Raw genomic sequence first — 10,960 nt, forward strand, 5'->3', positions numbered from 1 at the left:
CAAACGCTGCTACCTAGTAAGTTGGCTTAATCCAATTTAAATAGGCTAGTTATATGCAATCAGTTAATCGAATTATCGCGTTATTATTCACATTTTCACTCTTTTTTTGCGCCGCGTTTGTGCACTCACAAACAGTGCAACCGCTCGAAAATAATCACTCAACTCTTGCAGCGATAAAACAAAAGCTGCTTGATTTACTCGGTGAAAATACACCGTTTTCCGTCGAGCACTATAACAATGATCTCCACTTAGTCACGACACAAAACCATACGTTTTTCGCCAGTCCCGATGGTAAATATTTGTATTTAGGACAAGTTATCGACACCGAAAGCAAAATAGACCTAACTGAATTAGTAAAACAGCAGCAACGTGTAGCACTTATCAAAACCTTGCCGAGAGACGCTCTGCTTAGCTACAAAGCGAGTAACGAACAGCATGTCATCACGGTTTTTACCGATATCGATTGCCCGTTTTGTCGTAAGTTGCATGGAAAGATTGACGAATTAAATCAACAAGGCATTACAATTGACTACGTAATGATCCCACGAGGCAATGTCGGTAGCAGCGCATTTGAAAAAACCGCCGCCGCTCTGTGTGCACGCAATCCACAAGAAGCCATGAACCGAGCAATGCAAGTTGGCTACTACCAAGGTAATGTTACAAACGTCTGTGAGAATAACTTAGTTACACAGCAACAGCTTGCACAGCGTTTTGGTTTTAGTGCAACGCCTACTATTTTACTGCAAAACGGTGAAGCTATTTCGGGGTTAATCAAAACCGATGAGTTGCTGCAGCGATTAGCAAGTATTTAGCATTTTCGCTTTCTTATATTACTTTACCAAATTATAAATTGAGGGTCTGTTGACCCCTCTTTCCCCTTTGCCGTTCGGTTTATAAACACATTGTGTGTAATACCATCATCTAATCATAAAACCACAACATAGTGCTGTTTTTTGCTTTCAAACCAAGCTTGTACCGATTCACAATATCCCCTGTGTACCACTGAGCAATGTAAAACTTACAAATTGCGACTTTTTTACCGAGTAACTCTTTACACAGTTATTATTAATAAACTATAAAACTCTACTAATCCATTGAAATATAAATGAAAAATAATAGGCATAAAATTTGTTAGCCAGTTCGTAAAAAGCAGAACGAACATATTTACTTCGCCACTGCAGCAATCTACTAAACTAAATGACGTTTACATGAGAAAACGGAGATCATTAAATGAAAAAACACACTCTTGCGCTATCTATTTTGGCAGCTATAACAAGCATGCCATCACTTGCTGAAGATAAGGAAATCTGGCTTGGTGGCTTTGCCGAATATTACTATGCAGACAAAGATAAATTCCAAGCAATGCCAAAAGACCGCATCGATTGGGGTTGGGGCTTAGAACTTGGCGAACGTTTCACACCTTCATGGGGTGGTCGTTTTGAATATGCACGCATCGACTTAGAAGCATATCCGGGTCAAGAAAGTATTGACGGTCATCGCTACGGTTTAGATGCGATGTTCTTCCCATACCAAGGCAATTCATACGTATTTGCAGGTTTAAAACACGAATCACTTGATACGAGTTATAACCTGGGTAATTTAGGTGTCGGTATGCATTGGCCAGTAGCCGACAAATGGAAAGTGATCACAGAAGTGGCGGCTTACCATGACTTTGGTGAAAATCATAAAGATTACAGCGGTAAACTTGGTCTGCTTTATCAGTTTGGCGGTAACAGTGCGCCTGCAACCGAAGCGCCTAAAGCAGCGCCGGTAATCGACAGCGACAACGACGGAGTTATTGATGCAAGCGATCAATGCCCGAACACAAAACAAGGTATACGTGTAGACAGCACTGGCTGCGCTATTGTACTTGATAGCGATAACGACGGTGTAAACGACAACGAAGACAGATGTCCAAATACACCAACGACAGATAAAACAGACGCACAAGGGTGTACACTGTTTAAAGACATGCAAGACAGCATTAAATTAGCGGTACAGTTTGATAACAACTCAAGCGAAGTACTTGATCCAAACAGCACTGACTTACGCCGTTTTGCTGACTTTATGAAAAAATACCCAGAGCAAAATGTGCAAATTGAAGGTCACAGCTCTGCACCAGGTAACGCGGTTTATAACCTGAAACTGTCAGGAAAGCGTGCCAAAGCAATTAAGCAGGTGTTAATTGACACATACGCCATTGATGAATCACGTATTAGCGCTGTAGGTTACGGTGAAACGCGTTTATTAAACGACGCCAACACAGCTGAAGCACACAGTGAAAACCGTCGCATTGAAGCGAAATTGATGATTGAAAAGCGTGTAAAGGTAACGCGTTAATTCTAATGAAAATTAAAAAACGGCGAACTTAAGTTCGCAGTTTTTATTTAATGCCTATCACGTTTATTTTGCCGCAAGATATTCTGCAAACGTGATAAAAAATGGCACACCAATCAGTACATTAAATGGAAAGGTAATACCTAAAGATGCGGTAATCGACATACCAGCATTGGCTTCTGGCAGGCTTTGTTTCATGGCAGCAGGCACCGCAATATAAGACGCACTTGCGCCAAGCACCGCCATTAATGCAATACCACCGCTACTTAGCCCAAGCATTAACCCGAGCCCTGTACCTGCAAGGCCACCAATCATTGGCATAAGTACAGCAAAACTAATTAAGAACACACTGTTCTTTTTAACTGTTACAAGCTGTTTGCCTGCGATTAGCCCCATTTTGAATAAAAACAGCGCAAGAATACCCGAAAAAAGCTCAATAAAGAAAGGCGATAATTTAGCAACACTGTCACCACCCAAATAACCAATAATTAAGCTCCCGAGCATCAGTAGAATGCTTTGGTTAGCGACAAGCTCGTTTTTAACAAATTCTCCGTTGATAATTTTCAAGCTACCCTTTGCTAACACTAAGCCTACAATAATTGCTGGCATTTCTAAAAGGACAACAAACAGCGGGAAGTAAGCTTCATATGAAACATTGTTCGTCTCAAGAATAGCAATTGCAACGGCATACGTGGCCACACTCACCGAGCCATAATGTGCAGCAATTGCGCCAGCATTAATTTTATCGAGCTGTCCGAAATAGCGCAAAATTGGGTATGCGATTAACGGTAAAATAAGACCAAAAGTAACTACTGCCAGTGACATTGTAAGTAACGCGGGGTCGATATGTTTTTGCAGTGCAAGGCCGCCTTTTAAGCCAATCGCAATCATCAAAAACATGCTCAGTGACTTATACAGCCCGTCAGGAAATCCTATTTTGGCACCTAATAATTGACTAACGATACCCAGAATAAAAAAAGCGACAACGGCATCAATAATCATGGTTTATTTTTCTCCCACACGTTGCATATAGTGCTCTGCGGCAGGTCGAGACAAGCCTAGCTTATTGCGTGCGACTAACTGTGAATAAAGTGAAAAGCTAAACAATAACGCTGCAACAATAACAAATGCCAACTGAGGCTGACCAATTTGACTGCTTAACGCATAGAACGTCAGCAGCATTGCGCAGGTAACGAGAGACAATATAAAACTTCGGTTCTTCATTTTACTTTCCCATCCATAAAATTAAGCGACAGAAAAAAGTTTACACATGGTTTCGATTAGATAAAAATAGATATTAACTATATTTTAATTAGATTTTTATCTAATTTAATATTTTGGAATAAGTATGGCATCACGATTACACGCGCACATTGGCACCTTTCGTCAACTTGAAATTTTATTAGCCGTATTTGAAGGTGGCAGCATTAAAGCTGCAGCAGAATCATTATTTTTGACTCAGCCTACGGTCTCTATGCAACTTAAAAAATTAAGTGAAGCCATTGGCTTACCGCTTTATCAACAAGTGGGCCGGCAACTTAAATTCACCGATGCAGGATTGGCAACCGTGGCAACAAGTCGGCAAATAATGCAGCAATGCGAAACGCTTGATATGCATTTATCTAACTTGCGAGGACTTAAATCGGGTACACTTCGCATCGCCTGTGCCACAACAGCAAAATACTTTATTCCACACTTATTAGGCCCGTTTTGTAAGTGTTATCCAGGGATCGACATTCAATTTACCGTTGCTAACAGACAACAAGTCGTTGAGCGATTTGAACAAGGGGTAGATGATTTCTATGTGTTTAGCTATGTGCCGCAAGAGCTTGATCTTGAAGTTATTGAGTTTATGTCGAACGACCTTGTGGCAATAGCCAATGCGGACCACCCATTTGCAAAACGTAAGCAAGTTTCATTAGAAGAGTTTTCAGCGGAAAACTTTATTATTCGTGAAGAAGGCTCAGGTACACGCTACGTCACCGAGCAGTTTTTTAAAAAGCACCAAATAAAACCCAATGTTCGTATGACGATTGCCAGTAACGAAGCCATTATTCACTCAGTGCTCTCAGGCATGGGCGTAGCCATTTTATCAGCTCATACACTAGCATTTGGCGACAGCTATAATGTGAAAGTGATTAACGTATCGTCCTTACCTATTCAATCCAAATGGTCTTTCTCTTGGGCCAAATCGCAGCAACTTTCGCCCATTGCCAAAGTGTTTTTAGATTACGTAGAAACCGAAGGTAAAGCTATGATGACAAAAGCCATTCGCTTGTAGTCACACGCAAAGCATACATTGCAATGCACTTGTTAAAGCACGCCACTCGATAATTACCAACACAAATACACATAAGCAAATACCAATATGGAGCAAGTGCTAACGTTACGTGAGACATTGTTCAAACCATCAAATATTACGCTAATATGCATTAAAAACACGTGAAAGTCCGACAAATACCGTCTTCTACTGCCAATTTAGCCATTACATCCCCTAGCTAAAATCAAATTACCGCTTGAAATAAATTAAATATTAATGATAATAGTTTTTATTTGAATTTAATGTTTGAGATGCCCGATACTAAAACCTGTATTCATAACGTGATGCAAATTTGGCAACAGCATGTATCAAAAGGTAACCAAGCTTTCGATAGCTGCCAGTTTTCTTACGCTAACCTTCTTTATGCCGATTGTTTAATTGCGTTAGAGCAAATAGAGGCAGAAATCGAATCTGATTCACCTCCACCAGAAGCATGGATAGTAGATCAGTATATTCCCGCTGTAGTAGTGTCGTATTTAAACTTAGTAGATTCCAATATCGCACAGCAAAATATTAACAACGCCTGCGACCTGTTAGTTGAAGGCTACAAAAGCGTATGCAAATGCGCCGCGCATATTTTTACTTCAACCCAGTCTTCGCATCAGCTCATCGTATTAAAGCATCTCTCACAACTAAAGCACCATTGCTTTGTTTTACTAAAGCAATATGGCGACGATGCGAATATCGTAAGCAAGTTACATACCATCATGAACACAATCAGTGCTCAAAACAACACGATTCACTAGCGGATAACGCTAAATTATAAAGGAAAAAAATATGGCATTTACACTACCGAACCTCGACTATGCATATGATGCATTAGAGCCGCACATTGACGCAAAAACCATGGAAATACATCACACTTTGCATCACCAAACTTATGTAAATAAAGCTAACGAAGCGCTAGCTGGTTCTGAGTTTGAGCAAAAAAGTGATGAATGGCTGCTGGCTAATATTGCTGCTTTACCACACTCATTACAGGGGGCTGTAAGAGATCATGTAGGAGGCCATCATAACCACAGCTTATTTTGGCAAGTAATGTCGCCCACTGGTGGTGAGCTTCAAAAGGGTGAACTTAAAAATGCGATTACCGCAGAATTTGGGTCATTTGACGCGTTCCATGATCTCTTTGTTAAAGCAGCATTAACTCGCTTTGGTAGTGGCTGGGCGTGGCTTGTTGTGAATGCAAATGGCGAACTAGCAGTTACGAGCTCTGCAAACCAAGACAGCCCGCTAATGAATAACGAAACACCAATTTTAGGTTTAGATGTGTGGGAGCACGCCTATTACTTAAAATACCAAAACCGCCGTCCAGAATACATTAGCGCATTTTTCAATGTTATAAACTGGCAAGAAGTAGAGCGCCGGTATTTAGCTTTAATCTAATCTCGACAAAAAGGCTTACCAAATGGTAAGCCATTTACCATCGTCAATAAGAAAACTAAGAGGGTTACTGTGCTACGCACCAAACTTTTATTCATTGTGTTATCGCTTAGTATGTTACTAACTGCTTGCCAAAGCACTCATCTGCCAAGCCACGAGAAAACCGTCAGCGCGCTTGTGCAAAACAACAACCAATGGCACTTAGCTTCACCGCTAACAAGCTTGTATGACTATCAGCTGATCGATGTGCGTTCAGGGCAACCTAAGACTGTTGATTTAGCAAAAAGCGTTGGCGGGTTGAGCGATTATGACGTGATATTTATTGGTGAGAATCATCGTCATCCCGGTAATCATTTAGCACAGGCAAACATTTATCAAGCGCTACTGAAAACTAACCCTAAAATCATCCTTTCGTTAGAACAATTTGAGCGAGATACGCAAACATACCTAAATGCGTATTTAAATGATGAAATTGGTGAATGGTCATTACGCCACTTTGGCCGTGCATGGGATAATTACCAAAGCAGTTATCGCCCTCTTGTTGAAATGGCAAAAACACATGGTTTACCTGTTATTGCCGCTAACGCACCGAAAGATACTGTAGTATGTACTGGAAGGCATGGCTTAGAGATACTAGACAACTTGCCAGAAAAACGAAAACATCAAGTGGCACAGTCGTTTTATACGCCAACCGAAGGGGCTTACTTTGACAAGTTTACTGCCAATATGGGGCACAGTCAGGAAACAATTAAACCAAGTACATTAAATCGCTATTTTGCCCAAATAGTTCGTGACGATACCATGGCTGAATCAATCCATAATGCATTAGAAAATCACCCAAATCACAAGCTAGTACACTTAAATGGCCATTTTCATTCTGCATCGCACCTCGGTACTGTTGAACGGGTAATGCTACTAAAAAAACGAAAAGTCGCCGTGATCCAACCTATTTTAGTCGACGACCCAAGCGTTCCCTCATTTTCGGTTGATGATTTGAATAAAGGCGATTACCTATTGTTAATTCACCCGCTGCCAGAGCAAGTTAAAACTCAAGAAAACCGACGTATTTGGATGCAAACCGTATTTAAACGCTCCGAGCAAGACTGTACTTTTGGCACTAAATAAGCCTAATCTAAGCTGTTAGATAAAACGTACAAATTAAAGGGTAAATATTTGTGATGCGTAAATACGTTGCAGGCACACTGATTGCCCAGTGTCTTAGTTTAAATTATTACGCCACGTTTAAATAAAGCAGGATTTAAAGCATATTATGAGATTTCTAAACATTTTCGCTGTTTTTTCGCTACTTTTAACCTCATGGGTTAGTGTTGCGGAGAGTACAAAACCGACATTAACAGTAGGCCAAACACTCTCGTTACCCGAGCTTAATGACCAATTTGATAAAAAGCAGACACTTTCACCTAGTACAAAATGGCTAGTATTCAGTCACGATATGGATAGTAGCAAACTTGTTAAAGCGGCATTTGAAAATAAAAAAAGTGATGATTTATTGGCTGCAAATGTTCAATACTACGCCGATATTAGCGCCATGCCATCACTTATAAGCCGCTTTATTGCTATTCCTAAAATGAAGAAGCTCGCTTATTCGGTAATTATGGATAAAGAGGGCAACGTACTAAACACTATTCCCAAAAAAGATGATCACGTTACTGTGATAACACTCAATAACGGCAACATAACGCAAGTTAATATAGTGGGCACTAGCAAGGCATTAAAAGCCCTTATAAAGCCCTTTTAATTTACTTATACATGGCTTAACATTAAATGATAACAATTATCATTTAATGTTAAGCCATGTTAAACGAATTCGTTACTCGCTCATGCCCTTGCTGCAACAAGCCGCTTAAACTAAGTGACCGCCTTGCATTATTAAATCGCGAGCCACTCAACTGTAAGTATTGTGCTAAGCCGCTTAAACCAAATGTAAACATCACTTTGTTTAACGTATTTTGGCTAAGTATGAGCATTTCATGGCTAATTAAAAATACCACCAGCTTAAATTATTTATACGCTCTCGCGGCGGCGCTATTTACCGTCAGCGTTTTTCTGCCAGCGCTCGATCTGCTCTTTACACTCGAACCAGATGAATCAGACTAAATCAACAAACGCCTATTCAAAATCTTACGTTCCCCTATTTTCTCAAGGATTATCATGAAGTACTTTGCTATTGTATTAATTGCTGTCTGCTTAGCTGCATGCGACTACTTACCGAAAAATGCGACGCTAAATCTATCACCAGAGCAAATTAGTCAATTACAAACACAGCTACAGCCAAGCGAACAAGTTGTCGTCGATGCACTCTCAACCCATCAATTTGTGGCACTTGGCGATGCCCATTACTACCCTGGTTTTATGCCAGCAATAAGTGACATTATTACCTCACCAAAAGTTGTATCACAGCAGCCAATTATTGTGTTGGAATTTGGTAATCAAAATTACCAAAAATATATAAATCAGTATATTAAAGGTGATGCTGTTGATGAGTCAAAGTTAAAAAACGTACTGCGCGAAACGCTCTATTTCACCGCATGGCTTGGCGACGGATATATAGAATTATTGCAATCGATAAGGACCATAAATCAAACATTACCCGATGACAAAAAGCTAACGGTACTGTTAGCAGAAAAACACTTTAACTGGAAAAATGCCACCGCCGAGTCGTGGCAACGTGCTGCATCGAGCAAAGTAGATGGCTTTTACGACATACTCACACCAATTATTCAGTCTAACCAAAAAGCTATTTTAGTATTTGGCGGTTTTCACTTATTAAAAGCAACGCATCCAGAAACGGTTAATCAGCAGAATTTGTCGCTGGCTTCTCGCATTGAGATGGCTAAACCTAACTCAGTATTTACTGTGTGGCCTGTTATTCAAAACGTGTTGTATGACGTGTTGCCTAATACAGACGCTGCAAAAATTATTAAACTAGACGATAATTCCGTTCTCGCCGATATTCTATTTCGTGACATAATGCCAAAAGCGCGACCTATACTTAGTAAAATAAACAGTAAAGATGCGACAATTCAATCACTTGCTGATGCCTTGCTGTATGTGGGTCACACTAAGCGGGATATGACATTTTCAAAAAATGTGATTAACGATGAAAAATGGATAACAGAAATGAAAAAGCGTGTTGCGATTATCGGTGGCAAACTCGAAACCCGCTTTAATTCGTTACTTAACGATAATAACGTTAAGTAAAACGAATTACACCGTACTAAATATCTGTTGTTAGTACGGTGGTTAACTTAAATATTTTGTAAGGTTTCTGATTGTGGGAAAGTCGTTTGTAATCGCTGTTTATAAACCTTAAATTCAGGGAAACGTGTAAACAACTCAAAACTTAACACCTGCCCCCAACCTAAGATCACCGCAAAATATAAATCAGCAAGGGTTGGTTTTTCGCCTGCCAAATAAGGTGATTGTGCTAATCGGTCTGACACAAAATTAAGTAACTTAACAATCTCTTCTTCAGCGTTTTGTTTAACCGAATCATGATCCGTTGACACTTTTTCCGGATGAAATATTTTTGTGAAATGGCCATGCAAACTACTGGCGACAAAATTTAACCACTTCAACGCTTCCATGCCATCAACACTTGCTAAATCAGGCATTAGCTGTGCATTTTTATGCTTTTGCGACAGATAAATTAAAATCGCTTCGCCCTGCGTAAAGGTATGGCTGGCATCTACCAACACTGGCAATTTACCAAGCGGATTAACAGCCAAAAAGTCGGCGTTGTGCTGCGCGCCTTCAAAGAGATCCACCACCACAGTTTTATGTTCTGCGCCAATCACTTCTAGCGCCATTTTTACCGCAGAAGAACATGAAATTTGAAAATGATAAAGGGTATACATAATTAGCATCCTGTCTAAAGTTGAATTAATTACAAACTCACTTTACGCCACTTTAGCGCTAAAAAAATTAGTGATTTTCGCATTTTTATTGTGCAATAATACACAGATGAACTTAGATGATGATTACCAATACATAGTTGCACTTTATCAGTCGGGTACCTTATCGGGCGCTGCCAAGCAACTTAAGGTTAACCACACAACCGTTGCACGGCGTATTCAAGCATTTGAAAATCGCTTTAAAGTTAGGCTGTTTGAACGTGTGCCGAAAGGTTATCAGCTGACGGAAACCGGCAAGGCGGTGTTACCTGATATCACACTGTTAAAAGAGCAACAGCGCAATATTGAACGCAAATTATTCGGCCAAGATCAGCTGCTGAGCGGCGAGGTAAATATCGCCTTAACACCTGAGCTTGCTAACGATTTTGTGGTACCCGCACTGAACGAGTTCAATGCGCGTTATCCCAATATACAAACCAACTTATTAATTGGTTCAATGCACAAAGACTTGCGTGCAAGAGAGGCCGATATTGCACTGCGATTCACACCAGCACCGAGCCAAGACGACCTCATTGGCAGAAACCTGTTTTCATCAAATTGGGGTGTCTATGCAAGTGATGATTATTTAAGTACCTCACGCGCACAGCACCGCGTGTTATTGTGGGAGTTAGAATTCGAAGCCGATTGGCATAACAAATACTTGCCAAGTAGCAATGTAATCGCGCGATTTGATCAACTCGGCCCGCTTGTTACCGCGACTAAAAATGGATTAGGTATTGCAAAATTACCCTGTGGTTTAGTCGATTCACAACAAAATTCAAATCTTTACCGCTTAGATATACCGGTAAAACCCTCAATTTGGAGTTTATGGTTGCTGTATCATTCTGACTTAAAAACAGCAGCAAAAGTCACCGCAACCAAAAACTTTTTATATCAGCACCTATCCCAATTTGCGCACTACTTCTCGGGCGAGCATTCACGCTATTGGAAATAAAGAAACTCACTTTACGATATTACAAAAAAGCCGCAACTGATTGCTAACACC

General features: G+C 40.3%; 13 protein-coding genes. 10 read left to right on the forward strand and 3 right to left on the reverse strand.

Annotation, left to right across the window (positions count from 1 at the left end; translation table 11 throughout):
- The first annotated feature begins 53 nt into the window (after window positions 1-53).
- Window positions 54-812, forward strand: coding sequence for a DsbC family protein (locus L1068_RS03340; protein WP_237129073.1), 759 nt, complete (start codon window positions 54-56; stop codon window positions 810-812).
- Between the two features lie 418 nt (window positions 813-1,230).
- A complete protein-coding gene (locus tag L1068_RS03345) occupies window positions 1,231-2,340 on the forward strand; it encodes an OmpA family protein (protein WP_237129074.1) in 1,110 nt (369 codons plus the stop codon).
- A 63-nt stretch (window positions 2,341-2,403) separates the two neighbouring features.
- On the opposite strand, the gene L1068_RS03350 is transcribed toward L1068_RS03345, so the two are convergent.
- Both L1068_RS03350 and L1068_RS03355 read right to left on the reverse strand, forming a co-directional pair.
- Window positions 2,404-3,339, reverse strand: a complete 936-nt coding sequence (locus L1068_RS03350; RefSeq protein ID WP_237129075.1) for a sodium-dependent bicarbonate transport family permease — start codon at window positions 3,337-3,339, stop codon at window positions 2,404-2,406.
- A 3-nt stretch (window positions 3,340-3,342) separates the two neighbouring features.
- Window positions 3,343-3,561 (reverse strand): hypothetical protein, encoded by a 219-nt coding sequence (locus L1068_RS03355; protein WP_237129076.1) that lies wholly within the window; start codon window positions 3,559-3,561, stop codon window positions 3,343-3,345.
- A gap of 124 nt (window positions 3,562-3,685) precedes the next feature.
- Here L1068_RS03355 and L1068_RS03360 point away from each other — a divergent pair, with 124 nt between their 5' ends.
- The 7 genes from L1068_RS03360 (at window position 3,686) to L1068_RS03390 (ending at window position 9,262) form a co-directional block, all read left to right on the forward strand.
- Window positions 3,686-4,618, forward strand: a complete 933-nt coding sequence (locus L1068_RS03360; protein ID WP_237129077.1) for a LysR family transcriptional regulator — start codon at window positions 3,686-3,688, stop codon at window positions 4,616-4,618.
- A gap of 281 nt (window positions 4,619-4,899) precedes the next feature.
- The gene (locus L1068_RS03365; RefSeq protein ID WP_237129078.1) at window positions 4,900-5,403 is read left to right on the forward strand and encodes a hypothetical protein; all 504 of its coding nucleotides are present in this window, start codon (window positions 4,900-4,902) and stop codon (window positions 5,401-5,403) included.
- 31 nt (window positions 5,404-5,434) lie between these two features.
- Window positions 5,435-6,043 (forward strand): superoxide dismutase, encoded by a 609-nt coding sequence (locus L1068_RS03370; RefSeq protein WP_237129079.1) that lies wholly within the window; start codon window positions 5,435-5,437, stop codon window positions 6,041-6,043.
- Between the two features lie 69 nt (window positions 6,044-6,112).
- Window positions 6,113-7,165 carry a ChaN family lipoprotein gene (locus tag L1068_RS03375; RefSeq protein WP_237129080.1) on the forward strand — a complete coding sequence of 351 codons (1,053 nt, stop codon included), beginning with the start codon at window positions 6,113-6,115 and terminating at the stop codon, window positions 7,163-7,165.
- 145 nt (window positions 7,166-7,310) lie between these two features.
- Window positions 7,311-7,799, forward strand: a complete 489-nt coding sequence (locus tag L1068_RS03380; RefSeq protein WP_237129081.1) for a hypothetical protein — start codon at window positions 7,311-7,313, stop codon at window positions 7,797-7,799.
- Window positions 7,800-7,855: 56 nt separating this feature from the next.
- The gene (locus L1068_RS03385) at window positions 7,856-8,158 is read left to right on the forward strand and encodes a hypothetical protein (protein WP_010558769.1); all 303 of its coding nucleotides are present in this window, start codon (window positions 7,856-7,858) and stop codon (window positions 8,156-8,158) included.
- 54 nt (window positions 8,159-8,212) lie between these two features.
- On the forward strand, window positions 8,213-9,262 hold the full coding sequence (locus L1068_RS03390) for a hypothetical protein (RefSeq protein WP_237129082.1): 1,050 nt from the start codon (window positions 8,213-8,215) through the stop codon (window positions 9,260-9,262).
- A gap of 47 nt (window positions 9,263-9,309) precedes the next feature.
- Here L1068_RS03390 and L1068_RS03395 read toward each other — a convergent pair whose 3' ends face one another.
- Window positions 9,310-9,918 (reverse strand): glutathione S-transferase family protein, encoded by a 609-nt coding sequence (locus L1068_RS03395; protein ID WP_237129083.1) that lies wholly within the window; start codon window positions 9,916-9,918, stop codon window positions 9,310-9,312.
- Window positions 9,919-10,024: 106 nt separating this feature from the next.
- On the opposite strand from L1068_RS03395, the gene L1068_RS03400 reads away from it, so the two are divergent.
- Complete coding sequence (locus tag L1068_RS03400; protein ID WP_237129084.1) at window positions 10,025-10,909, forward strand: LysR family transcriptional regulator; 885 nt, start codon at window positions 10,025-10,027, stop codon at window positions 10,907-10,909.
- Window positions 10,910-10,960: the final 51 nt, after the last annotated feature.

The organism is Pseudoalteromonas sp. MMG024, assembly GCF_021654175.1.
Classification (GTDB): Bacteria; Pseudomonadota; Gammaproteobacteria; order Enterobacterales; family Alteromonadaceae; genus Pseudoalteromonas.

Excerpts from the sequence above, each read along its gene's own strand:
- L1068_RS03340 (WP_237129073.1), top strand. The coding sequence starts at position 54 with ATGCAATCAGTTAATCGAATTATCGCGTTATTATTCACATTTTCACTC.
- L1068_RS03345 (WP_237129074.1), top strand. The coding sequence starts at position 1,231 with ATGAAAAAACACACTCTTGCGCTATCTATTTTGGCAGCTATAACAAGC.
- L1068_RS03350 (WP_237129075.1), bottom strand. The coding sequence starts at position 3,339 with ATGATTATTGATGCCGTTGTCGCTTTTTTTATTCTGGGTATCGTTAGT.
- L1068_RS03355 (WP_237129076.1), bottom strand. The coding sequence starts at position 3,561 with ATGAAGAACCGAAGTTTTATATTGTCTCTCGTTACCTGCGCAATGCTG.
- L1068_RS03360 (WP_237129077.1), top strand. The coding sequence starts at position 3,686 with ATGGCATCACGATTACACGCGCACATTGGCACCTTTCGTCAACTTGAA.
- L1068_RS03365 (WP_237129078.1), top strand. The coding sequence starts at position 4,900 with ATGTTTGAGATGCCCGATACTAAAACCTGTATTCATAACGTGATGCAA.
- L1068_RS03370 (WP_237129079.1), top strand. The coding sequence starts at position 5,435 with ATGGCATTTACACTACCGAACCTCGACTATGCATATGATGCATTAGAG.
- L1068_RS03380 (WP_237129081.1), top strand. The coding sequence starts at position 7,311 with ATGAGATTTCTAAACATTTTCGCTGTTTTTTCGCTACTTTTAACCTCA.
- L1068_RS03385 (WP_010558769.1), top strand. The coding sequence starts at position 7,856 with ATGTTAAACGAATTCGTTACTCGCTCATGCCCTTGCTGCAACAAGCCG.
- L1068_RS03390 (WP_237129082.1), top strand. The coding sequence starts at position 8,213 with ATGAAGTACTTTGCTATTGTATTAATTGCTGTCTGCTTAGCTGCATGC.
- L1068_RS03395 (WP_237129083.1), bottom strand. The coding sequence starts at position 9,918 with ATGTATACCCTTTATCATTTTCAAATTTCATGTTCTTCTGCGGTAAAA.
- L1068_RS03400 (WP_237129084.1), top strand. The coding sequence starts at position 10,025 with ATGAACTTAGATGATGATTACCAATACATAGTTGCACTTTATCAGTCG.